Genomic DNA, 23,469 nt, shown 5'->3' on the forward strand with positions numbered 1-23,469 from the left:
CGGTGCCCCGGACGGAGGGGTCTCCCGGCGGTGGCCGGCGGCGGACCGGCTCAGGCCGCCGGGTTCACCGCGACCGAGGTGGTCGCGCTGCCCTGGATCGTCTGCAGGACCACGCAGTAGCGCTCGGTCAGCTTGACCAGGGTGGCGACCTTGTCCTCGGCGGCGGGGGCGTCGCCGTCGCGGATGTCGACGTCGAAGGACAGCCGGATCGCGCGGAAGCCGACCGGGGCGTCCTTGGCCACGCCCAGGGTGCCGCGGAAGTCGAGGTCGCCCTCGGCGCGCACGGCGCCGGCCACCTCGAGCTCCAGCGCGGTGGCCACGGCGCGCAGGGTCACCCCGGCGCAGGCGACGAGCGCCTCGAGCAGCATGTCGCCCGAGCACAGCTGGGTGCCGTCGCCGCCGGTGGCCGGGTGCAGGCCCGCCTCGGCCATCGCCTGGCCGGTGGAGACCTTGCAGGCCACGCCGGCGCCCAGCTCGCCGTCGGCGGAGAGCGTGATGACCGCGGACTCCGGGTCGTCGCGGTACTGCTGCTTGAGCGGGGCCTGGATGTCGCGGAGGGAGATGTTGGTGTCGGTCACCCCCCCATCCTCACCCCGACGTGGCGGTCCGCACACCCCGGGACGACGTCTAGGCTGGCCGCGTGGGCGGGGAGAGCGACACCGGACGGGCGGCGGCCGTGCGCCGCAGTGCCCGCGAGGCCGCCGACCAGGTCCGCGAGGCACGCGACACGGTCCGGGACACCGTCCGGGACACGGTGCGGGACTCGGTGCACGACACCGTGGGCCCCCCGCGCGACGACGACCGCCTCTGGACCGTGCCCAACGCGCTGTCGATGCTGCGCCTGGCCGGGGTACCGCTGTTCCTCTGGCTGATGCTCGGTCCCGAGGCCGACGCCTGGGCGGTGGCGGTGCTGGCCGTCGGCGGCTTCACCGACTGGCTCGACGGCAAGCTCGCGCGCGTGCTGGACCAGTTCAGCCGGTTCGGGGCGATGCTCGACCCGGCCGTGGACCGCCTCTACATCCTGGCCGCGCTCGTCGGGCTGGCGGTCCGCGACGTCGTGCCCTGGTGGGCGGTGGTGGCGCTGGTCGCCCGCGACGTCGTCCTCGCCGCGTGCGTGTTCGTGCTGCGCCACCGCGGCTACGGCCCGTTCGAGGTCGTCTACCTCGGCAAGGCCGCGACGTTCGTGCTGCTCTACGCGTTCCCGCTGCTGCTGCTCGGCGACGGCCCCTCGGCGGCCGAGGCCGTGGTCGGCGTGATCGCCTACGCCTTCGCGGTCTGGGGCGTGGCGCTCTACCTGTGGTCCGGGGTGCTCTACCTCGCGCAGTTCCGGCTGGCGCTGCGCCGCCCGCTGCCGCTCGCCCGCACCCGCTGACCCGGTTCGATCACGGGCCCCCGGGGGGCTAGGCTCGCCGCGTGAGCTCGGAGATCCCGTCTGACCTGACCTACACCGACGCCCACGAGTGGGTGCGCGAGACCGGCGGCGGGGTGGTGCGTGTCGGCATCACCGACCACGCCCAGTCCCAGCTGGGGGACGTCGTGTTCGTCCAGCTGCCCACGGTCGGCGACACCCTCGCCGCGGGCGACGCGATGGGCGAGGTCGAGTCGACCAAGTCCGTCTCCGACATCTACGCCCCGGTGGGCGGGGAGGTCGTCGCCGTCAACGACGGTCTCGACGCCGGCCCGGAGCTGGTGAACTCCGCCCCCTACGGCGACGGCTGGATCGCCGAGATCCGGCTCGCCGAGGGCGCCTCGCTGGACGGTCTGCTCGACGCCGAGGCCTACCGCCAGCTGGCCGACGGGTCCTGACCACCGCCCGCACCACCGCCCGCCGCACGACGCGGTGTCGGCGCGCCGACCTCCGTATCGCGGCGCCGCCTCCGACCGGTAGGTTCACCTTTCCGGACCCGTGGTCCGGAAGGGACCGGACCGCCGGACCCGCACCCCCGTACCGCATCCGCGAGGAGGAGTCCCCGAGGTGACCACGAACGACCCGCGCGACGTGCCACCGGAGCGCGCACCGGAGACCACGTCGGTCTTCCGGGCGGACTTCCTCGCCGACGTGGAGCAGCCGGCCGCCGAGCCGTCGGTCTCCGGTGTCGACGGGCTGCCCGCCGGGTCGGCGCTGCTCGTCGTCCGGCGCGGTCCGAACGCCGGCTCGCGCTTCCTGCTGGACGTGCCGACCACCAGCGCCGGCCGGCACCCCGACAGCGACATCTTCCTCGACGACGTCACGGTCTCGCGCCGGCACGCGGAGTTCCGCCGTGACGCGGGCGAGTTCGTCGTGGTCGACGTCGGCAGCCTCAACGGCACCTACGTCAACCGCGAGCCGGTCGACACGGCCGTGCTCGCCAACGGCGACGAGGTGCAGATCGGCAAGTTCCGGCTCGTCTTCCTGACGGGCCCGCGGGGCTGACACCCCGCACGCGACCACCGCACGGACCCCGCGGGGAGCCCGTGCGGGCACCACACCGGCACGGCGTCGAGCCCGGCGCCGTGCCGTCGTGTGCCACGGGGATGTCGAGCCGACACGCCGTGCGCGACGGGCGTGTGACGATCGTCGAACGGACCCCGTCACTCCCCGTCCGGAGGCGCGCGTCGGGGGCCTCGTCCGTGTAGCGTCGGAACGTGTCCGTGGCAGTGCGGACCGGGTGGCACGGAACGGGCCGGGACGACGGCCCGGCGGTATCCGGCCGCACGGGTCAGGGCGAGCAAGGCGATCAGGGCGGCCGGGCCGGCAGGTCCACCCGGCGGTCCGACAGGCCCGACAGGGCCGGGGAGGCGGGCTGATGAGCGAGATGCGCGTCGTGGGTGTCCGGGTCGAACTCCCGGCGAACCAGCCGATCCTGCTGCTGCGGGAGACGAACGGCGACCGGTACCTCCCGATCTGGATCGGGTCCGTGGAGGCGACCGCGATCGCCCTCGAGCAGCAGGGCGTCAAGCCCGCCCGTCCCCTGACCCACGACCTGCTCAAGGACGTGATCGGTGCGCTCGGGCGGCGGCTGGAGCAGGTCCGGGTGACCGACCTGCAGGAGGGCACGTTCTACGCCGAGCTGATCTTCGACGGCGGCGTGACCGTGTCGGCGCGGCCGAGCGACTCGATCGCGCTGGCGCTGCGCACCGGTGTCCCCGTGCACGCCGACGAGAGCGTGCTCGCCGAGGCCGGCCTCGTGATCCCCGACGAGCAGGAGGACGAGGTCGAGAAGTTCCGCGAGTTCCTCGACTCCGTGTCCCCCGAGGACTTCCGCGGCGCCCAGCCCGGATGATCACCCGGACGGCCCAGCGGCGACCGTTCGCCGACGTCGGCGACCGTTCGCCGGGGGGTCACCGACCCCGTGCTGCGACCCGGGCGGGTGTCCGGTACGCCGGGGTCGGCGAGCCGCGTTGACCACCCCGGCCGCTGGGCCTACCGTCATCACGACTGATGACATCCGTGGAACTCAGCCGCTACCCATCGTGATGTGGTACGGCCCGGTCCACGGTCCCGACCGAGGGAGACCGCGCGGTGCAGACGCCACCACCCGAGGGGCCGGGTCAGGGAGAGCTCTTCCCGGACCCGCTCGTCGGTGAGGGCCTCGACGGGGTGTCCGACCGCCTCGTCGGCTTCCGGGGGCCGACCGCGTGCCAGGTCGTCGGCATCACCTACCGCCAGCTCGACTACTGGGCCCGCACCGGCCTGGTCGTCCCCTCGATCCGCGGCGCGGCCGGGTCCGGCAGCCAGCGGCTGTACTCGTTCAAGGACGTCCTCGTCCTCAAGATCGTGAAGCGGCTGCTGGACGCCGGCGTCTCGCTGCAGAACATCCGGATCGCCGTCGAGCACCTGCGCCGGCGCGGGATCCGCGACCTCGCCGGGATCACCCTGTTCTCCGACGGCACCACCGTCTACGAGTGCACCTCCCCCGAGGAGGTCGTCGACCTGCTGCAGGGCGGCCAGGGCGTGTTCGGCATCGCCGTGTCCGGCGCGATGCGCGAGATCTCCGGCGTGATCAAGGACTTCCCGGCCGAGCGGGCCGACGGCGGCACCGTGGACGAGGCCCCGGAGGACGAGCTGGCCCGCCGCCGCGCGCGGCGCGCCATCTCCTGAGCCCCCGGGCGGCGCGTCACGCGACCGACCGGAACGGGTCGTGCTCGGCGAGCAGCTTCTCCATGCGGGCCTGGTCGACGCGGTTGACCACCGTCAGGCTGTCCTGCCGGTCGCGCACGCACTTGGCGAGGGTGAAGGCCGAGGTGATCGCGTACAGGACCGCGATCGCGAGGAAGGCCTTCACCCAGCCGTCGACGGGCAGGTAGACCGTCCCGACGACGACCGCGCCGAGCGAGACGCCGAAGGAGAGCATCGCCTGCGTGTGGAACGCGGCGGTGGTGGCCGGGGTGGTGTTCGGGCTGCTGGTGTTCGACATGGGAGAAGTGTGACGAGCCGTCGTCGGCGGCGACGCCGCAGAACTACGCAGCTAGACTGGCCGGGCAGTCGTTGACACCGTGCGGGAGAGTCCCGGTGGCCGTGCACACGCGCGGCGGGCCGGGCGCCGAAGGAGCAACCCCTTCCCGGAATCTCTCAGGCACCCAGGACCGTACGGTCGAGACGCCTCTGGAAAGCGACGGGCGCAACGTACACGGGGAGCCCGTCCGCCGACGGGGAAAGCCGGAAGCCTCCGGTGAATCTCTCAGGCGCCCGGACACGGGTACGGACAGAGGGGGAGGGCGCACCGCCCTGTCCCCGGCCCGCCCGTACTGCGTACCGACCTCCGGAGGCGCCGTGAGCCCGACCGAGCAGCACCGTCCGACCCTGACCGAGCTCGAGCGGGGCCTGCCCTTCGCCGAGCGGCACATCGGGCCCCGCCCCGGCGAGCTCGCCCGGATGCTCGAGGTACTCGGCGTCGACTCGCTCGACGCCCTGGCCGAGCGCGCCCTGCCCGCCGCGATCCGCGACGCCGGGCCCGTCACGACCTCGCTGCCCGAGCCGGCCGGCGAGGAGGAGATGCTCGCCGAGCTGCGCGAGCTGGCGGCCCGCAACACCGTGACCGTGCCGATGATCGGCCTGGGCTACCACGGCACGCGCACCCCGTCGGTGATCCGGCGGAGCGTCCTGGAGAACCCGGCCTGGTACACGGCGTACACGCCGTACCAGCCGGAGATCAGCCAGGGCCGGCTGGAGGCGCTGCTGGCGTTCCAGACGATGGTCTCGGACCTGACCGGGCTGCCGGTCGCCGGTGCCTCGCTGCTCGACGAGGCCACCGCCGCCGCGGAGGCGATGACCCTGCTGCGCCGCGCGAACCGCTCGACCAGCCCCCGGTTCGTCGTCGACGCCGACACCCTGCCCCAGACCGTGGACGTGCTGCGCACCCGCGCCGAGCCGCTGGGCATCGAGCTGGTCGTCACCGACCTGACCGCGGGGCCGGACGCGCTGCCCACCGACGGGTTCTTCGGGGTGCTGCTGTCCTACCCGGGCGCCTCCGGGCGGGTCGCGGACCCGTCCGCGCTGGTCGCGGCCGCGCACGAGCGCGGCGCGCTCGTCGCCGTCGCGGCGGACCTGCTGGCGCTGACGCTGCTCACCCCGCCCGGCGAGCTGGGTGCGGACGCCGCGGTCGGCACCACCCAGCGCTTCGGGGTGCCGCTGGGCTTCGGCGGCCCGCACGCCGGCTACCTGTCGGTGGGCCAGAAGCACGCCCGCCAGCTGCCGGGGCGCCTGGTCGGGGTGTCGCGCGACGCCGACGGCCACTACGCGCTGCGCCTGGCGCTGCAGACCCGTGAGCAGCACATCCGCCGCGAGAAGGCGACCTCCAACATCTGCACCGCCCAGGTGCTGCTCGCCGTGATGGCGGCCTGCTACGGCGTCTACCACGGCCCCGACGGGCTGCGCGCCATCGCGACCCGCACCCACCGGATGGCCGCGGTGCTGGCCGCCGGCCTGCGCGACGGCGGCGTCGAGGTCGTGCACGACGGGTTCTTCGACACCGTGCTCGCCCGGGTCCCCGGCCGCGCCGGACGGGTCGTCGCCGCCGCGCACGACGCCGGGATCGCGCTGCGCCACGCGTCCGGCGACGAGGTCGGCGTCGCGACCTCGGAGATCACCACGGTCGCGCACCTGCGCGCGGTGTGGGAGGCGTTCGGGGTCACCGGCGTCGACGTCGACGGGCTGGACGGCGCGACCGCCGACGCGCTGCCGGCGGACCTGCTGCGCACCAGCGAGTACCTCACCCACCCGACCTTCCACGAGTTCCGGTCCGAGACCGCGCTCATGCGCTGGCTGCGCCGCCTCGCCGACGCCGACCTCGCGCTGGACCGCACGATGATCCCGCTGGGCTCGTGCACCATGAAGCTCAACGCGGCCGCGGAGATGGAGCCGGTCACCTGGCCGCAGTTCGCCGACCTGCACCCGCTCGCGCCCGAGGCCGACACCGCCGGCACCCGGGAGATGATCACCCAGCTGGAGACCTGGCTGGCCGAGCTGACCGGCTACGCCGCCGTCTCGCTGCAGCCCAACGCGGGCAGCCAGGGCGAGCTCGCCGGGCTGCTGGCCATCGCGGCGTACCACCGCAGCCGCGGGGAGCACGAGCGCGACGTCTGCCTGATCCCCGCGTCCGCGCACGGCACCAACGCCGCCTCGGCGATCATGGCCGGGATGCGGGTGGTCGTCGTCGGGACCGACGCCCAGGGCGACGTCGACCTCGCCGACCTGCGGGCGAAGATCGCCGAGCACGGACAGCGGCTGTCCGCGCTGATGATCACCTACCCGTCCACGCACGGCGTCTACGAGGCCGGGGTGCGCGAGGTCTGCACCGCGGTGCACGACGCGGGCGGCCAGGTCTACGTCGACGGCGCGAACCTGAACGCGCTGGTCGGCATCGCCCGGCCCGGGGCGTTCGGCGGCGACGTGTCGCACCTGAACCTGCACAAGACCTTCTGCATCCCGCACGGCGGCGGCGGGCCCGGGGTCGGCCCGGTCGCGGTCGCGGAGCACCTGGCCCCGTTCCTGCCCGGCCGCGGCGAGGTCGGGCCGGTCTCGGCCGCCCGGTACGGCTCGCCGGGCGTGCTGCCGATCTCCTGGGCCTACCTGCGGATGATGGGGCCCGACGGGCTGCGGCGGGCCACGCTCACCGCCGTCGCCGCGGCCAACTACGTCGCCGCGCGGCTGCGCGAGCACTTCCCGGTGCTCTACTCCGGCGCCGACGGCGGCGTCGCCCACGAGTGCATCCTCGACCTGCGCACCATCACCAAGGAGACCGGCGTGACGGTCGACGACGTCGCCAAGCGGCTCATCGACCACGGCATCCACGCGCCCACCATGTCGTTCCCGGTCGCGGGGACCCTGATGGTGGAGCCGACCGAGTCCGAGGACCTCGCCGAGATCGAGCGGTTCGTCGCCGCGATGATCTCGATCCGCGGCGAGATCGACCGCGTCGCGGCGGGGGAGTGGCCGGTCGAGGACAACCCGCTGCGCGGGGCCCCGCACACCGCGGCCTGCCTGGCCGACGACAAGTGGGACCACCCCTACCCGCGGGAGCTGGCCGCGTACCCGGCGGGGGTGACGCCCGGGGTGCACGACCGCAAGGTGTGGCCGCCGGTCCGGCGCATCGACGGCGCACACGGCGACCGCAACCTGGTCTGCTCCTGCCCGCCGCCGGACGCCTTCGCCTGACCGGACACCCGCGCGACGGCCCCGGACGCCGAATGTCCGGACAGGGCGGGGATCATGGTGGCGTGCCACGCAGACCGAGCGAGCGCCGCCGGGTCCCCGCCCCCGTCCTGCGCACCCGCATCGGGTCGAAGCGGGCGGCGACCGACCAGCCCAACGTCACCGGGGACGGCGACTCCCCGCTGACGGTGCGGTTCTGGGTGCTGCTCGTCCTCACCGGGGTGGCGGCCGGGCTGTCGGGCATCGCGCTCATGGCGCTGCTGCACGCGGTGTCGGAGTGGGCGTACGGGCCCGGCGCGGGCACCGGTCTGCTGGCCGCGGTCGAGCGCGCCGACACCTGGGGACGGGTGTGGCCGCTGCTGCTGGCCGGGGCCGTCGCCGGTCCGGGCTGGTACCTGCTGCGCCGGTTCGTGCCCGGGCGCACCGACGTCGACGACGCCGTCTGGACCGGTGACGCCCGGCTCGGCCTGCGCCGCAGCGCCGGGACCGCGGTGCTCTCGGAGGTCGTGGTCGGGCTCGGCGCCTCCCTGGGCCGCGAGGCCGCGCCGAAGCTGATGGGCGGGGTGTGGGCGGCGCTGCTCGCGGTCGGGGCCGGTCTCACGGTCGAGCAGCGGCGGCTGCTGGTCGCCTGCGGCGCCGGTGCGGGCCTGGCCTGCGTGTACGACGTGCCGCTGGGCGGGGCGCTGTTCGTCGCCGAGGTGCTGGTCGGCACGGTGCGGCTGCCGGTCGTGCTGCCGGCGCTGGCCTGCACGGCGACCGCCACCGTCACGGCGTGGGCGGGCCTGCCCGCGGGGCCGGTCTACCCCGGCCTGACCGCCCCGGCGACGACGCCGTCGCTGCTGGTCTGGGCCCTGCCGGCGGGCCTGCTCATCGGGGTGCTGGCCACCGGATGGGTACGGCTGATCGCCCTGGTGTCGCACCGCGGCCCGCGCCGCACCGGGTGGCGCCTGACCGCGCCGCTCGTGGCGTTCGGGCTGCTCGCCCTGGCCGGGACGGTGTTCCCGCAGCTCTACGGCAACGGCGCCGACCTCGCCGAGCAGGCGTTCCTCGGCGGCGGCGCGCTGCTGCTGTTCGCGGCCCTGGCCGTGCTCAAGCCGCTGGTGACCGCACTGTGCCTGGGCAGCGGCGCGTCCGGCGGGCTGTTCACCCCGACGCTGTGCACCGGGGCCGTCGCGGGGGCCGCGCTCGGCGGGGCGTGGTCGCTGCTGTGGCCGGGCTCGCCGGTCGGCGCGTTCGCGATGGTGGGGGCCGCCGCGATGATCGGCGCCGGGATGCAGGCACCGCTGGCCGGGCTGGTGCTCGTGCTGGAGCTGACCGGCACCGGGTTCGGCATCGCGGTGCCGCTGGTGGTCGCGACGCTCGTCGCGACGGCGGTGGCCCGGTGGCTCGACGGCTACTCGATCTACTCCGCGCGCCTGGCCGCGCAGCCGTCCTCGGAGCAGGCGACCTGAGCACCCGGCCGGCGGTGGGCGCCGCCGGCCGGGGCCCGTTCAGACGCGGGCGAGCCGGGACCGGCGGTGGGCCGCCATCCGGACCGGTGCGTCGGTCCAGCCGTGCCCGTCGTGGGCGCCGGTGCGCTGCACGAGGGCGAGGAACAGCCGTCCGCCCAGGAGCTCGGTGCACACCTGCAGGTAGTCGCCGTGCGCGTCGCGCTCGTGCAGGACGCCGAGCCCGCGGTAGGCGGCCAGCGTCGCCGCGGGCAGCTCCAGACGGGCGGCGAGGTCGTCGTGGTAGTTCGCCGGCACCGGGAGCAGCGGCACCCCCGCCGCCTGCGCGGCGGCCGCTGTCGCGAGGACGTCGTCGCAGGCCAGGGCCACGTACTGGGGGTCGGCGACGGCCGGGCTCCACCCGCCGCGGCGCAGCACCGACACCGTCAGCGCCAGGCGCACCCGGCGGTCCGGGTCGGCGAGCGCGCGGCTGCGGACCAGCCCGAACGGGGCGGCGAACTCGCCGTCGGCGACGGTGTCGAGACCGAGCACGGCCCGGTGGAACAGGACGGCCTCGTCGAAGGCGTCGTAGGGCTGGGTGAGCCCGACGTGGTCGATGCCGGTGATGCCGGTCCCGGCCGCCGGGGGCTCGTCGACGGCGACGAAGTCGTGCGGCCAGGCCGGGCCGGGGCCGTCGTCGGCGGTGCGGCACAGGAACACCGCGGTCCCGTCCGGGGCGGCGACGCCGGCCAGCTCGGCCTCGCCGGGCCCGGTGACCCGGGGGACCGGGGCGGCGCACAGCCGGGCCGCGCGGCGCGCGGACGCGACCGGGTCGGCGGACTCGACGGCGATCGCGGCGACGGCGCTGCCGCCCGCGCCGTCCCCGTTCGCGGCGCCCGCCGCGTTCACCAGGATCCGGGCGCCGCCCTGCTCGTAGCGCTCGACCTGCTTGGTGCGGTGCACCCCGGTCCGGCTGAAGCCGAGCGCGCGCAGCACCCGGCCGAGCTCGGGACCGGCGGTGAGCTCGACGAACGCGGTGCCGGTCAGCGCGGGGGCCGGCGTGGCGACCGGGTCGGTCCCGGCCCCGCCGGGGGCGCGGCGGGCCGTCGCCTCGGCCAGCGCGATCAGCGAGCGGCGCGCGTCGACGGCGGTGCGGACCGGGTCGGCCTGGCGGAAGACGTCGTTGAACACCTCCAGCGACAGCGGCCCGGTGTACCCGGCGGCCAGCACCGGGGCGAGGAACCCGGGCAGGTCGAACCCGCCCTGGCCGGGGAACAGCCGGTGGTGCCTGCTCCAGGACAGCACGTCCATCGACAGCTCGCGGGCGTCGGCGAGCTGCAGGAAGAACAGCTTCTCGCCGGGCACGTCCGCGACGGGGGCGGGGTCCGAGCCGCGGGCCAGCACGTGGAAGGAGTCCAGGCACAGCCCCAGCGCCGGGTGGTCGGCGGTGCGGACCGCGTCCCAGGAGGCGTCCCAGGTGCCGACGTGGCGGCCCCAGGCCAGCGCCTCGTAGGCGATGCGCAGCCCGCGCTCGTGTGCCCGCCCGGCCAGGGTGTGCAGCTGGCCGGCGAGCCGGTCGGTGTCGGCGACGGCGTCGGGCGAGACCGAGGAGCACACCAGCACGGTGTCCGCGCCGAGCCCGGCCATGACCTCGAAGGTGGCGTCGGCGCGGCGCAGGTTCGCGGCGAACCGGTCCGGGTCGGTCGAGTCGATGTCGCGCAGCGGCTGGTAGAGGTCGACCGACAGGCCCAGGTCGCGGCAGCGGGCGCCGATCTCCGACGGCGGCGCGGGGTCGGCGAGCAGGTCCGGCGCGAAGATCTCGACGCCGTCGAACCCGGCGGTCGCGGCGGCGGCGAGCTTGTCCTGCAGCGTCCCGGACAGGCACACCGTGGCCAGGGCCAGCCGGGGAGCGGGCCCGGCGGGCGTGGGCTCAGGCGACACGGGTGGCCTCCTGCTCGGCCGTCACGAGCTCGGCGAGGTGGGCGAGCATCCGGGCGGGATCGGGGGTGAGCCCGGTGAACAGCCGGAACGCCTCGGCGGCCTGGTGCACGGCCATCCGCCCGCCGTCGACGGTCCGGCAGCCCGCGGCCCTGGCCGCGGCCAGCAGCGCCGTGTCCAGGGGCCGGTAGACGATCTCGGCGACCCACGGGCGGCCGGCGAGCAGCTCGGGGGCGAACGGCAGGCCGGGGTGCTCGGCCATCCCGACCGGGGTGGCGTGCACGAGCCCGTCGGCGCCGGGCAGCAGCGTCTCGAGCGCCGTGCGCGGGTGTCCGGTGGCGACGGCGCCCGGCGCCAGGTGCGGCGCCAGGGACGCGGCGAGCGCGGTCGCCCGGCCGGCGTCGACGTCGACGACCTGCAGCTCGCGCACGCCCGCACGGGCCAGTGCGTAGCCGGCCGCGGCGCCCGCGCCGCCCGCGCCGAGCAGCACCACGCGCCCGGTCCCCGCGCCGGGCAGCCCGTCGCGCCAGCCGTCGCGGAACCCGGTCCAGTCGGTGTTGTGGCCGGTCAGCGACCCGTCCGGGCCGATGACGACCGTGTTGACCGCGCCGACGGCGGCCGCGTCGGGGGACAGCGCGTCGAGGTGGCGCAGCACGAGCTGCTTGCAGGGGTGGGTCACGTTGACCCCGGCCCAGCCGTCGTCGCGGGCCCGGGCCAGCAGCGTGCCGACCTCCTCCGGCGCGGCGCCGAGGACGTCGAGGTCCCGGCGCCGGTAGGTGAGGTCCAGCCCGTGCGCGGCGCCCTCGCGCTCGTGCAGCGCCGGCGACAGCGACGGGCCGATGCCCGCGCCGATCAGGCCGGTCCGCACACGGGGCCGGGTGGGGGCGGCCGCGTCGCCGTTCCGCATGATCACTCCTCGAGATCTATGTACCGTACGGTTAGTTGTACCGGACGGAGGCCGCGTCGGCCAGGGCCGGCGGGGGTCGGATCCGTACAGTCCGGTCGGGGACGGCGGGGTGGAGGGGGCGAGGTCATGGCAGTGGCACCGGAGGACGGCGTGCGCCAGCGCGACGCCGAGCGCACGCGGGCGGAGATCCTCGACGAGGCGACCGCGGAGTTCGCCGACCGGGGCCTGGCCGGCGCCCGGGTCGACGAGATCGCCGCCCGCACCCGCACCACCAAGCGGATGCTCTACTACTACTTCGGTTCGAAACAGGGCCTCTACCTGGCCGTTCTCGAGCGCGCCTACACCGGGATCCGCTCGCTGGAGCGCGAGCTCGACGTCTCCGGGCTCAACCCGGCGAGCGCGGTGCGTGCCGTGGCCGAGCTGACCTTCGACCACCACGAGGCGCACCCGGACTTCATCCGGCTGGTCGCCATCGAGAACATCCACCACGCCGAGCACCTGCGGTCCTCGCCGCTGCGCGAGGGCCTGGCCGGGCCCGCGGTCGGGGTCCTGGAGTCGATCCTGGCCCGCGGCCGTGCCGCCGGCCTGTTCCGCGACGACGTCGACGCGCTGGACGTCCACGTCCTGATCAGCTCGTTCTGCGTGTTCCGGGTGGCCAACCGGCACACCGTCGCGGCCATCTTCGGCCGCGACCTGCTGGACCCGGCCCGGCGTGCGCACTACCGGCGCATGGTCGGTGACCTGGTCGTGGAGTACCTGACCGCGCACGTCGGCAGCAACTGAGCCCGGGGGCTTGACAGCGCGCGACCCGCAATTCACTATTCGGTACGTAACCAGACGGTACATAAGCGAGCGGTTCGCCGCCCGGGAGCCGCCGTCATCACGTGCCTTGCAACGTCGCACACGCCGGGAGTCGCCATGAGCCCTGATCCGACCGCCTCGTCCACCGAGCCGCAGGCGCAACCGAGGAGGGCCGCGCTCGCGGCCTGGGTCGGCAGCGCCCTGGAGTACTACGACTTCTTCATCTACGGCACCGCCGCGGCGCTGGTGTTCAACAAGGTGTTCTTCCCCGACTCCAGCCCGGTCGCCGGAACCCTGCTCTCGCTCGCGACGTTCGGCTTCGGGTACGTGGCCCGCCCGCTCGGCGCGGTGCTGTTCGGCCACATCGGCGACCGGATGGGCCGCAAGAAGGTCCTGGTCGCGACGCTGATGATGATGGGTGTCGCCACCCTGGCCATCGGCTTCCTGCCGACCTACTCCCAGGTCGGGCTGCTGGCCCCGGCGCTGCTGGTCACCTGCCGGCTGCTGCAGGGCCTGTCCGCGGGCGGCGAGCAGGCCGGCGCCAACTCGATGACGCTGGAGCACTCACCGCAGGACCGGCGCGCGTTCTTCACCAGCTTCACCCTCTCCGGCACCCAGGGCGGGCAGATCATCGCGACCGCGGTGTTCCTGCCGATCGCGCTGCTGCCCGAGGACGCCCTGCTCAGCTGGGGCTGGCGGGTGCCGTTCTGGGCCAGCGTGCTGGTCATGGTCGCCGGCGTCCTGATCCGGCGCACCCTGCACGAGACCCCCGTCTTCACCGCCGAGGTGACCGGCCCGGACGGCGCGCCGCTGCCGAAGGCCGCCGAGCAGCTCCCGATCGCCGCGCTGCTGCGCGGGCACTGGCCGAACCTGCTGCGCGTCACCCTGGCCGCGACCGTCGCCTCGGTCAGCACCCTGATGACGGTGTTCGCGCTGTCCTTCGCGGTCAACACCGTCGGGATGGAGCGCTCGACGATGCTGTGGGTCGTCGTGAGCGCCAACGTGGTCGCGCTGGCCGCGATCCCGCTGTTCGCGACGCTGGCCGACCGCATCGGCCGCCGCCCGGTGTTCATCGCCGGCGCACTGGGCAGCGCCGTGCTGCTCGCCGCGTACCTGTGGGCCGTGTCCACCGGTGAGCTCGCCCTGGTGTTCGGCGCCGGGATCCTGCTCTCCGGCGTGGTCTACAGCGCCGCCAACGGGGTCTGGCCGTCGTTCTACGGCGAGATGTTCCCGGCCCGGGTCCGGCTCACCGGCATGGCCGTCGGCACCCAGATCGGCTTCGCCTTCGGCGGGTTCGCCCCCACCATCGCCGCCGCGATCGCCGGGGACACCGCCACCGGCTGGCTGCCGGTCGCCGTGTTCGGCGCGGTCATCTGCCTGGTCTCCGCGGCGGCGGCCTGGTCGGCCCGCGAGACCGCGCACCTGAGCCTCGCCGACATCGAGGCCGAGCAGGAGCTGCGCGAGCGGGCACCGGCCCGCGTCTGATCCCCGTACCGCCCCGCCGGGCCCCGTGGCAGCCGCCGCGGGGCCCGGCGTGCGTCGGTGCGGCGGGTCAGCTCCCGCCCGCGGCGGCGGCCAGCAGCCCGACGACGTCGCCCGGGTCGGCCGCGCGGTCGGCACGCCACACCGCGTCGGTGCTCAGCCGCACCTCGGCACCGGTCACCGGCAGGACGTGCACCGGCTCACCGACGAACGCCTTGTGCGTCGCCCCCGACCCCAGCCCGACCAGCGTGAACGCCTCCCCGGCCGCGACGACGTGGGTCAGGTCGCCCGGGTTGTGGGTGTCGAGCTCGATGCGCCGGTGCACGCCGTGGCGGGCCAGCAGCTCCCCGGTCGCGCGGTAGACCGCGGGGGCGGCGTCGTAGCGGATCGAGACGTAGGGCAGGTCGGCGAGCTCGGCCAGGCGCACCTCGGTGCGGTCGTCGAAGCCACGCCCGTGCCCGACGGCGACGGCGGCCGGGCGGGTGTCCACCCGCCGCGCGGCGAGTCCCGGGTCCTCGACCCGCCCGTGCACGAACGCGAGGTCCAGGTCGCGGCGGGCGACCGCGCGCGCCAGCTCGGCGGTGGACCCGGGCCGCAGCCGCACGGCCAGCTCGGGGTGCGCCGCACGCAGGCGCGCGAGGAACCCGTCGCGCACGGCCGCGGTCACGTCCGGTGCCATCCCCACCACGACGACCGGGTGGCCGTCGGCCGCGGCGAGCGCGCCGGGCAGCGCGTCGACCCGGGCCAGGACGTCGCGGGCGCGGGGCAGCAGCGCGCGGCCGGCCGCCGTCAGCGTCATGCCGCGGGCCGAGCGCGTGAACAGCACCGTGCCCAGCTCGCGCTCCAGGTCCCGGATCCGGCGCGAGAGCGGCGAGGCGGCCAGGTGCAGCCGCGTCGCGGCGCGGGTCAGGTTCAGCTCGTCGGCGACGGCGAGGAAGTAGCGCAGGTGCGACAGCTCCACCGGCGTGACCCTAGAGGTCACGCACGCGTGCGTGCATCGGTCCGTCCCGGTGCTGGTCCGGGCGGTGATCACCGGCCTACCGTGACCGGCATGGCATCCCGGCCCGTGCGCATCGCGAACATCTCCGGCTACCTCGGCGACCGCTACACCGCCCTGGACGAGGTCATGGCCGGCGACCCGGTCGACGTCGTGATGGGCGACTACCTCGCCGAGATCACCCTGGCCGCGCTCGCCGCGGCGGCCGGGCGCGGGAAGCCCGGCTGGGTGGGCTACGCGCTCGACCAGCTCACCCCGCACCTGGGCGAGATCGCCCGGCGCGGGATCCGCGTCGTCACCAACGCGGGCGGGTTCGACCCGGCCGGGATGGCCGAGGAGCTGCGCCGCCGCGCCGCCGAGGCCGGCGTGACCCTGCGGGTCGCGCACGTCGCGGGCGACGGCGTCGCGGACCGGCTCGGCGCGCTGCACGCCGACGGCCACGGCCTGGAGCACCTGGACACCGGCGCGCCGCTCAAGGACTGGGGGTTCACCCCGATCGCGGCCAACGCCTACCTCGGCGGCTTCGGGATCGCGGCCGCGCTGGCCGCGGGCGCCGACGTCGTCGTCGCGGGGCGGGTCACCGACGCCTCGCTGACCGCCGGTCCCGCCGCCTGGTGGCACGGCTGGGGCCCCGACGAGTTCGACGCGCTCGCCGGCGCCGTCACGGCCGGGCACGTGATCGAGTGCGGCGCGCACGCCACCGGCGGCAACTTCTCCGGCTTCCGCTCGGTGCCCGGGATGGTCCGCCCCGGCTTCCCGGTCGCCGAGGTCGCCGCCGACGGCTCCTCGGTGATCACCAAGCACCGCGGCGACGGCGGCGCGGTCACCGTCGACACCGTCACCGCACAGCTGCTCTACGAGATCCAGGGCCCGCGCTACCTCAACCCCGACGTCACCGTGCACCTCGACAGCGTCCGGCTGGCGCAGCAGGGCCCGGACCGGGTCGCGATCGCGCCGGTCACCGGGTCCCCGCCGCCGCCGACGGCGAAGGTCGCGGTGTTCGCGCCCATCGGGTACGAGATCTCCACGATGCTCTTCGCCACCGCCCCGGACGTCGAGGGCAAGGTCGAGCTGCTGCGCGCCCAGCTGCGCGCCGCGCTGGAGGGCCACGTCGACGAGCTCGACGTGACCCCGCTGGGGGTCGCCGCGACCGACCCGCCGACCCAGTGGGCGGCGACCGTGCCGATCCGGGTCATCGCCACCGCGCGCGAGGCCGCGCCGCTGCGGCGCTTCGCCCCCGCCGTCGGGTCGCTCTACCTGCAGGGCTTCCCGGGTTTCCACCACGACGGGCACGCCCCGCGGGCGAGCGAGCCGTGGCCGCGCATCGAGTACTGGCCCGCCCTGCTCGACGCGACCGAGCTCGACCACCACGCCGTGCTCGACGACGGCACCCGCGTCGAGGCACCGCGCGCGAGCCGGGTGGCGACCCCGGACGAGCTCGCCCAGCCGGTGCACCCCGAGCCGGACCTGCCCGCCCCCGCCGGGGACCCGGTCGAGCTGGGCGCGTTCGCCTTCGCCCGGGCCGGGGACAAGGGCGGCAACGCCAACGTCGGGGTGTGGGCGCCGGACCCGGCGCACTGGGACTGGCTGCGCGCCACACTGAGCACCGAGCGGGCCGCGCGGCTGCTGCCGGAGGCGGGCGGGCGGATCGTGCGCCACGAGTTCCCGCACCTGCGCGCGGTGCACCTCGTGCTCACCGGGCTGCTCGGCTCGGGCGGCTCGGCCAACCTGCGCGTCGACCAGATCGGCAAGTCCGTGGGGGAGTACCTGCGGGCCAAGCACGTGGAGGGACCCGCATGACCCGCACCGACCCCGCCGCCACGGCCACCGGCCCGGGCGGCGACCCCGTCGCCGACCGGGTCCGCGCCGCGATCGCGCGCCCGGCGACCGACGACGCCTTCGACGCCGGCGCCGCCCTGGACGAGCTGCTCGGCTGCGTCGGGCTCGCCGCCGCCGACGCCGGCGGGCGGGTGGAGTTCCTCGGCGCCGACCCGGTGGTGCCCAGCGCGCTGCGCCTCGGCGGCGGCGCCGCGGTCGCGCTGGCGGCCAAGTCGGTCGGGATGGCCGCGGTGCACCGCGACCGCGGCGGCGACGGCCAGGACGTCACCGTCGACGTCCGGCGCGCCCCGCACCGGCTCTGCCCGTTCTACGACCGCCGCTGGGAGCTGGTGAACGGGCACCCCGCGGCCAGTCCCGCGATCACCTCGCAGGCGCTGGCGTTCTCCTTCCACCGCACCCGTGACGACCGCTGGGTGATGCCGCTCAACCCCTACCCGGCGCTGCGGGCGGCCGCCGAGACCTTCCTCGACGTCCCCGAGAGCCGGGTGGCCGAGGCGATCGCCCGCTGGGACGCCGCGGACCTGGAGCAGGCCGCGAGCGAGGCCGGGATCGTCATGCCGATGGCCCGCACCCCCGGCGAGTGGCTGGCCACCCCGCAGCACGCCGCGCTGGCCGGGACCCCGCCGATCACGCTGCGCCGCATCGGCGACGCCCCGCCCGAGCCGTTCCCGCAGCGACACCGGGCCGACCTGCCGCTGGACGGGCTGCGCGCGCTCGGGATGGGACACGTCATCGCCGGGGCGGGCACCGGGCGGGCGCTGGCGCTGCACGGCGCCGACGTGCTCAACGTCTGGCGGCCCACCGAGTTCGAGCACGACAGCACCTACGTCACCGCCAACGTCGGTACCCGCTCCACGACGATCGACCCGCACGACGACGACGGCCGGGCCCGGCTGCGCGAGCTGCTGGCCGGCGCCGACGTCTTCTACGCCAACCGCCGGCCCGGCTACCTGGCGCGGATCGGGCTGTCGGCGCAGGAGGCCGCCGCGGTCCGCCCGGGCATCGTGCACGCGTCGAACACCCTGCACGGGCCGGCCGGTCCGTGGGCGGACCGGGTCGGCTTCGACCAGTCCGCCGGGACCCTGGTCGGGATGATGACGCTGGAGGGCGGCTCGGCCGACGACCCGGGCGTGCGGCCCCGGCTCTCGCCGATCCTCGTCGTCAACGACTACGTGGTGTCCTGGCTGACCGCGGCCGGGATCGCCGCGGCGCTGCGCCGCCGCGCGGTCGAGGGCGGGTCGTGGGCGGTGGAGGTGTCGCTGGTGCGGGCCGCGCTGTGGATGCTCGAGCTGGGCGTGGTCGACCTCGGCTACGCCCGCGAGGTCGCCGGGACCGGCGAGCGGCACGCCTACCTCGACCCGTGGACGTTCACCGCGCAGACCCCGCTGGGCCACTACCAGGGCGTGACCGACCAGGTCACGATGAGCGCCACGCCGGGGGAGTACCGCACGGTGCTCGTGCCGCGGGGCTCCGGGCGCCCGGAGTGGCTGGCTCGCTGAGCCGCGGCCCCGGGCCTACGCGCCCGGGCCGGCGCGCCGGGGGACCCGGGGCAGCGGGCGGGTGACGGCGTCCGCGCCGCCGGTCAGCCGCCGTTCGACGGCCATGATCCCCAGTACGGCGGCGGCGCCGAGCAGCGCCGGCACCAGCATCCACCACCAGCCGGGGTCGGGCGCCAGGACGGCGCGGGCGTCGTCCTGCCAGGGCCACAGTGCGCGCAGTGCCCCCGCCAGCACCCCGATCATGATCACCATGAGGGTGCGGCGGTGGTGCTCGAGCAGCCAGGTCAGCACCGACACGAAGGTCGCGAGCCCGAGGACCGCACCCAGCCCGAAGACCGCGATGTAGGCGAGGTCCAGGTCGCGCACCGCGCGCAGCGTGGGCTCGTAGAGCCCGAACACCAGCAGCAGGAAGGAGCCGGAGAAGCCCGGCAGCACCAGGGCGCACACCGCGACGGCCGCGGCCAGCGCGACCAGCGGCATCGGCGGGCGGCCCTCGCCCGCGGCCGGGGGCAGGGCGCTGACCGCGTAGGTGAGTGCGAACGCGGCGGACACCAGCGCCCACTCCCGCAGGCCTCGCAGCCGCCCGACGACGCCCAGCGGCACGGCGACCGAGGCCGCGACCATCCCCAGGAACACCGCGCGGGACCCCACCGGGTGCGCCTCGATCAGCCCGGGGAGGACCTGCGAGGCCGCGAGGACGGCCAGCACCATGCCCGCCGCGACCGGCACCAGCAGGCCCCAGTCGAGCCGCTGCGCCCCGGCGGGGTCCGTGGCCGGCCGGGCGCCCGGCCGGAGGGCCCGCACGCGGCCCACCAGGTGCGCCCCCTGCGCGACCACCCGCTCGTAGACGCCGACGACCAGCGCCATCGTCCCGCCGCTGACCCCGGGGACGACCTCGACGACGCCGATCGCCGCCCCCCGGGCCAGATTGATTCCGGACATACGCGACAACACGGCACGGAACGGTACCGGTCCGGGTGGGGCGTCCCGCCGCTCGGGTGAACCGTCGTTGGCGATGGCAAGAATCGGGCAACCGGTTGCGTGCCGAGACGTCCGACAGGACGTACGCACCATGACGATCGGGGGAGAAGACATGGACGCCTGTACGACACGCCGCACCGCCGGCCGGGCCGCCGTGGTCGCGGCCTGCGCGGTCCTGCTCGCGGGCTGCGGCTCCGGCGGGGACTGGCCGAGCGCCTCGGGCAGCGCCGCGGGGTCCGGCTCGGCGACGCCGGCGCCGTCGAGCGCCCCGGCGACCACGAGCGCCCCGGTGTCCGACGCGGGCGGCACGGGCGGCACGGGCGGCGCCGCCGGGACCGGGGGCGGGAACGGCGCGAGCGCCGACACCGGCTCCGACCGCTGCCACACCTCCGAGCTCGCGGGCTCGGTCCTGCGCGACGCCGGCGGTGGCGCCGCGGGCTCGCAGTACGTCACCCTGAGCCTGCGCAACCAGGGCTCGCGCACCTGCTACCTGCGCGGCTTCCCCGGCGTCTCCTACGTCGCGGGCGACGACGGGCACCAGGTCGGCCCGTCCGCGGCCATGCAGGGCGGGCACGGCAGCCCGGTCCGGCTCGGCCCCGGCGGGAGCGCCGGTGCCACGCTGCGGATGGTGAACGTCGCCAACTACGACGCCGCGGCCTGCCGCCCGACCGCCGTGCGCGGCCTGCGCGTCTACCCGCCCGGCGAGACCGACTCGCTGTTCGTCCCGATGGAGGGCACCGGCTGCGCCGCCACCCCGCCCGGTGACCAGCTGGTGATCCAGGCCTTCGCCGCGCGCTGACCCGGTCCCGCCGGAGCCCGGTTCGCGGTCCGATTCGGACTCCGGCGGCGCGGGTACACCGGGCGGGCCGCCGTGCCCGCACCGTCCGGAGAGGACCCGCATGACCCGACCGCACCGTTCCCGCCCGCGCCGCCACCCGGGGCCGCCGGACCGGCGGGGGGCCGGTCGTCCCGACGCGGGGGCCCTCCGCGGTGACTCCGATGCACTGGCCGCCCGGCTGCGCGAGCTCGACGGGGCCGGCTACGGCGCCTACAAGGGCCTCGCCGGGCACTGGCGGATGGACGGCTTCGACCTGCAGGTCCGGTCGGTGCAGTCCGACCCGTTCGCGCCGCCGTCGCGGCTGCGGGTGACCGTGCCCGCCGCGACGGCCGGGCTGCCCGCGGCGCTGTACGCGGGGCCGGTGCGCGCCCGGGCGGCGTCCGGGTTCCTGGCCCGGGCGCTGCGTGGCGCCCTGGGCGGCACCGGCCTGCGGGTCGACGCAGGCGGGCAGGAGGTCCTGGAGCGCAGTGCGCTGCGGGTGGAGGCGGACGGCACCGTCGTCGCGGAGCTGGCGGTGCCGCTGCCCGGGCGCGGGCGCCGCATCGCCGGGCACGCCGCCGCCGAGGCCCTCACCGCCGACCTGCCGCGCGCGGTGCGCACCGCGCTGAGGTGGGAGAGCGCCGACCGCGGCGCGGCCGAGGACTTCGTCACGACGGTGCAGGACGCGGGCGCGCTGCGCGACGCGCTGGCCGGCCGCGGGCTCGTCGCGTTCGTCGCCGACGGCGCCGTCCTGCCCCGTGCCTCCGGCGTCGACGACCGCCCGCTCGCCGGCGCGGTGCCCTTCGCCGCGCCGGAGTCGCTGCGGGTCACCCTGGACACGCCGAACCGGGGCCCCGTCACGGGGATGGGCGTGCCCGAGGGCGTCACGCTGATCGTCGGCGGCGGCTACCACGGCAAGTCGACGCTGCTGCGTGCGCTGGAGACCGGCGTGTACGACCACGTCCCCGGCGACGGCCGGGAGCTGGTCGTCGCCCGGGCCGACGTGGTGTCCGTGCGCGCCGAGGACGAGCGCGCGGTGACCCGCGTCGACGTGCGCGCCTTCGTCGCCGACCTGCCCTCGGGGCGCCCGACCGGCGACTTCTCCACCGAGTCGGCGTCCGGGTCGACCTCGCAGGCCGCCTCGACGGTCGAGGCACTGGAGGCCGGCGCCGGGGTGCTGCTGATCGACGAGGACACCTCGGCGACCAACGTCATGATCCGCGACGAGCGGATGCGCGCCCTGATCGCCGCCGAGCCGCTGATCCCGTTCGTCGACCGGGTCCGCCCGCTGCACCGCGGCCGCGGGGTGTCCAGCGTGCTGGTGATGGGCGGGTCGGGGGACTACCTCGACCGCGCCGACACGGTGATCCTGCTGCAGGACTACGCCGTCTCGGAGATCACCGCACGCGCCCGGGAGATCGCCGGGTACGCCGACGAGGCCGCCGACGTCGCGTTCCCCGGTCACCGCCACCGCGTGTTCGACCCGCGCAGCGTGGACCCGCACGCCCGGGGCAGGCGGCGCGTCTCCGCCCGCGAACGGGGGCGGCTCACCTTCGGCGCCGACGACGTCGACCTGTCCGCCGTCGCCCAGCTCGCCGACGCGTCGCAGACCACCGGGGTCGGGCTCGCACTGGCCCACCTCGACCTCGACGGCGTGCCGCTGGCCGTCGCGCTCGACCGGCTGGAGGAGGACCTCGTGCGCGGCGGACCGGCGGCGATCGCCCACGGCTCGCTCGCCGACCTCGCGGTGCCGCGCCGCCACGAGGTCGCCGCCGCGCTCAACCGGCTGCGCGCGGCACGTGTGGCGGGTCACGCAGAAAACAGTCAGATGTGACTGTTACAGTCCGGCGCAGATCGTGCACCGTCGCACCCGGCACCGGAGGACCCATGACCGAGCAGCAGGACCTGAAGGGCCGCACCATCGTGATGTCGGGAGGCAGCCGCGGCATCGGGCTCGCCATCCTGCTGGCGGCCGCCCGCCGCGGGGCCGACGCGGTGATCCTGGCCAAGACCGACCAGCCCGACCCGCGGCTGCCCGGCACGGTGCACACCGCCGTCGCCGAGATCGAGGCGGCGGGCGGCCGGGCCGTCGCCGTCGTCGGCGACGTGCGCGTGGAGGAGGACGTCGACCGCGCGGTGCGCACCGCGGCCGACGCCTTCGGCGGCGTCGACATCGTGGTCAACAACGCCAGCGCCCTGAACATGAGCGGCACCGCCGACCTCACCCCCAAGCGCTACGACCTGATGCAGTCGATCAACTCGCGGGGCACCTTCGTCCTGACCCGCGCGGCGCTGCCGCACCTGCGCGAGTCGCCCGACGCGCAGGTCCTCACCCTGTCCCCGCCGATCAACCTGGACCCGAAGTGGCTGGGCGTCTTCCCGCCCTACATGCTGTCCAAGTACGGCATGACCCTGCTGACCCTGGGCTGGGCGAACGAGTTCGCCGGGGCCGGGATCCGGGCCAACTGCCTGTGGCCGCGGACCACGATCGCGACCGCGGCGGTGAAGAACCTGCTGGGCGGCGACGAGGTCGAGAACCGCGCCCGCACGCCGGAGATCATGGCCGACGCGGCCGTCGCCGTGCTCACCGACGCCGCGCGCCCGACCGGCCGGACCTTCATCGACGACGAGGTGCTCGCCGCGCACGGCGTCACCGACCTGACCCCCTACGGCGGCTCCGGCACCCCCGACATCGACTTCTTCATCGAGGGCACCGACCCCGCGGACCTGCCGAAGCACTGATCCGCCGCACCCTCCGGGTGCTCCCAGGGGCACCCTCGGGGCTTAGAGGGCAACGAGAGTGCCCCTCGGAGCAGCCGCGGGGGGCAGCGCGGAGCAGCCGCGGGGGGCAGCGCGGCGCAGCCGCGGGGGGCAGCGCGGGGGCAGTGCGGGGGTGGGGCCGGGGAAGCGGGGGAGCGGACGGTGACGGGTTGACCCCATCGGGTGACGTCGGGAACCGTGGTGTCCGGACCGACGACCGCTGACGACGGAGCGGGCGACCGCCCGCCGCCCCGACCGACCCCGAGGAGCGCCCGAGTGCGTCACATCGCCACCTTCTGCGGCAGCTGCAACTGCGGCTGCCCCGAGCTCTACGTCGACGACGACGCCGCGCCGGAGCGGCGCATCGTCATCACCGACGACTTCGGGC

General features: G+C 75.9%; 20 protein-coding genes and 1 riboswitch. Of the genes, 14 read left to right on the forward strand and 6 right to left on the reverse strand.

The genetic code is table 11. The annotated features are described in order from the left end of the window. Positions 1-50: 50 nt before the first annotated feature. Complete coding sequence (locus tag WJX68_RS14445) at positions 51-578, reverse strand: OsmC family protein (RefSeq protein ID WP_340290944.1); 528 nt, start codon at positions 576-578, stop codon at positions 51-53. A gap of 254 nt (positions 579-832) precedes the next feature. Here WJX68_RS14445 and clsA point away from each other — a divergent pair, with 254 nt between their 5' ends. The 5 genes from clsA (at position 833) to WJX68_RS14470 (ending at position 4,081) form a co-directional block, all read left to right on the forward strand. Next, positions 833-1,372, forward strand: coding sequence for a cardiolipin synthase ClsA (gene clsA, locus WJX68_RS14450; protein WP_422785707.1), 540 nt, complete (start codon positions 833-835; stop codon positions 1,370-1,372). A 41-nt stretch (positions 1,373-1,413) separates the two neighbouring features. Next, positions 1,414-1,806 (forward strand): glycine cleavage system protein GcvH, encoded by a 393-nt coding sequence (gcvH, locus tag WJX68_RS14455; protein WP_340290948.1) that lies wholly within the window; start codon positions 1,414-1,416, stop codon positions 1,804-1,806. A 169-nt stretch (positions 1,807-1,975) separates the two neighbouring features. Continuing rightward, the gene (garA, locus tag WJX68_RS14460; RefSeq protein ID WP_340290950.1) at positions 1,976-2,413 is read left to right on the forward strand and encodes a glycogen accumulation regulator GarA; all 438 of its coding nucleotides are present in this window, start codon (positions 1,976-1,978) and stop codon (positions 2,411-2,413) included. Between the two features lie 373 nt (positions 2,414-2,786). After that, positions 2,787-3,263, forward strand: coding sequence for a bifunctional nuclease family protein (locus WJX68_RS14465; protein WP_010224693.1), 477 nt, complete (start codon positions 2,787-2,789; stop codon positions 3,261-3,263). Between the two features lie 239 nt (positions 3,264-3,502). Continuing rightward, positions 3,503-4,081 carry a MerR family transcriptional regulator gene (locus WJX68_RS14470; RefSeq protein WP_340290966.1) on the forward strand — a complete coding sequence of 193 codons (579 nt, stop codon included), beginning with the start codon at positions 3,503-3,505 and terminating at the stop codon, positions 4,079-4,081. Between the two features lie 16 nt (positions 4,082-4,097). Here the strand turns inward: WJX68_RS14470 and WJX68_RS14475 are convergent, their stop codons facing one another. Next, positions 4,098-4,397: a YiaA/YiaB family inner membrane protein gene (locus WJX68_RS14475; RefSeq protein WP_340290968.1), complete on the reverse strand. Its 300-nt coding sequence runs from the start codon at positions 4,395-4,397 to the stop codon at positions 4,098-4,100. A 72-nt stretch (positions 4,398-4,469) separates the two neighbouring features. Beyond that, positions 4,470-4,579, forward strand: a riboswitch (glycine riboswitch). Between the two features lie 174 nt (positions 4,580-4,753). On the opposite strand from WJX68_RS14475, the gene gcvP reads away from it, so the two are divergent. Then, entirely contained in the window at positions 4,754-7,636 is a 2,883-nt protein-coding gene (gene gcvP / locus WJX68_RS14480) for an aminomethyl-transferring glycine dehydrogenase (RefSeq protein WP_340290970.1), read from the forward strand. 62 nt (positions 7,637-7,698) lie between these two features. After that, positions 7,699-9,084 carry a chloride channel protein gene (locus WJX68_RS14485; RefSeq protein ID WP_340290972.1) on the forward strand — a complete coding sequence of 462 codons (1,386 nt, stop codon included), beginning with the start codon at positions 7,699-7,701 and terminating at the stop codon, positions 9,082-9,084. A 39-nt stretch (positions 9,085-9,123) separates the two neighbouring features. Here WJX68_RS14485 and WJX68_RS14490 read toward each other — a convergent pair whose 3' ends face one another. Further along, the gene (locus WJX68_RS14490; RefSeq protein ID WP_340290974.1) at positions 9,124-11,001 is read right to left on the reverse strand and encodes a sugar phosphate isomerase/epimerase and 4-hydroxyphenylpyruvate domain-containing protein; all 1,878 of its coding nucleotides are present in this window, start codon (positions 10,999-11,001) and stop codon (positions 9,124-9,126) included. Beyond that, positions 10,991-11,905, reverse strand: coding sequence for a shikimate dehydrogenase (locus WJX68_RS14495; RefSeq protein WP_340290976.1), 915 nt, complete (start codon positions 11,903-11,905; stop codon positions 10,991-10,993). Before WJX68_RS14495 ends, WJX68_RS14490 begins: the two co-directional genes overlap by 11 nt. Before the next feature lie 126 nt (positions 11,906-12,031). Between WJX68_RS14495 and WJX68_RS14500 the strand changes: the two genes are divergently transcribed. Then, the gene (locus WJX68_RS14500) at positions 12,032-12,688 is read left to right on the forward strand and encodes a TetR/AcrR family transcriptional regulator (protein ID WP_340290978.1); all 657 of its coding nucleotides are present in this window, start codon (positions 12,032-12,034) and stop codon (positions 12,686-12,688) included. A 135-nt stretch (positions 12,689-12,823) separates the two neighbouring features. Then, on the forward strand, positions 12,824-14,191 hold the full coding sequence (locus WJX68_RS14505; protein WP_340290980.1) for an MFS transporter: 1,368 nt from the start codon (positions 12,824-12,826) through the stop codon (positions 14,189-14,191). 67 nt (positions 14,192-14,258) lie between these two features. On the opposite strand, the gene WJX68_RS14510 is transcribed toward WJX68_RS14505, so the two are convergent. Then, the gene (locus WJX68_RS14510; protein ID WP_340290982.1) at positions 14,259-15,149 is read right to left on the reverse strand and encodes a LysR family transcriptional regulator; all 891 of its coding nucleotides are present in this window, start codon (positions 15,147-15,149) and stop codon (positions 14,259-14,261) included. Between the two features lie 90 nt (positions 15,150-15,239). On the opposite strand from WJX68_RS14510, the gene WJX68_RS14515 reads away from it, so the two are divergent. Together WJX68_RS14515 and WJX68_RS14520 are read left to right on the forward strand one after the other, a co-directional pair. Continuing rightward, on the forward strand, positions 15,240-16,985 hold the full coding sequence (locus tag WJX68_RS14515) for an acyclic terpene utilization AtuA family protein (RefSeq protein ID WP_340290984.1): 1,746 nt from the start codon (positions 15,240-15,242) through the stop codon (positions 16,983-16,985). Further along, entirely contained in the window at positions 16,982-18,523 is a 1,542-nt protein-coding gene (locus WJX68_RS14520; RefSeq protein WP_340290986.1) for a CoA transferase, read from the forward strand. Before WJX68_RS14515 ends, WJX68_RS14520 begins: the two co-directional genes overlap by 4 nt. 15 nt (positions 18,524-18,538) lie before the next feature. On the opposite strand, the gene WJX68_RS14525 is transcribed toward WJX68_RS14520, so the two are convergent. Continuing rightward, positions 18,539-19,465, reverse strand: coding sequence for a DUF368 domain-containing protein (locus tag WJX68_RS14525; protein ID WP_340290988.1), 927 nt, complete (start codon positions 19,463-19,465; stop codon positions 18,539-18,541). A 151-nt stretch (positions 19,466-19,616) separates the two neighbouring features. Between WJX68_RS14525 and WJX68_RS14530 the strand changes: the two genes are divergently transcribed. The 3 genes from WJX68_RS14530 (at position 19,617) to WJX68_RS14540 (ending at position 23,063) form a co-directional block, all read left to right on the forward strand. Beyond that, a complete protein-coding gene (locus WJX68_RS14530; protein ID WP_340290990.1) occupies positions 19,617-20,303 on the forward strand; it encodes a DUF4232 domain-containing protein in 687 nt (228 codons plus the stop codon). Positions 20,304-20,403: 100 nt separating this feature from the next. Further along, positions 20,404-22,155, forward strand: a complete 1,752-nt coding sequence (locus tag WJX68_RS14535; protein WP_340290992.1) for a P-loop domain-containing protein — start codon at positions 20,404-20,406, stop codon at positions 22,153-22,155. Positions 22,156-22,208: 53 nt separating this feature from the next. Further along, complete coding sequence (locus tag WJX68_RS14540; RefSeq protein WP_340290994.1) at positions 22,209-23,063, forward strand: SDR family oxidoreductase; 855 nt, start codon at positions 22,209-22,211, stop codon at positions 23,061-23,063. Positions 23,064-23,469 lie beyond the last annotated feature (406 nt).

Origin of the sequence: Pseudonocardia spirodelae, assembly GCF_037727765.1 — a bacterium.
In the GTDB taxonomy this organism is placed as follows: domain Bacteria; phylum Actinomycetota; class Actinomycetes; order Mycobacteriales; family Pseudonocardiaceae; genus Pseudonocardia; species Pseudonocardia spirodelae.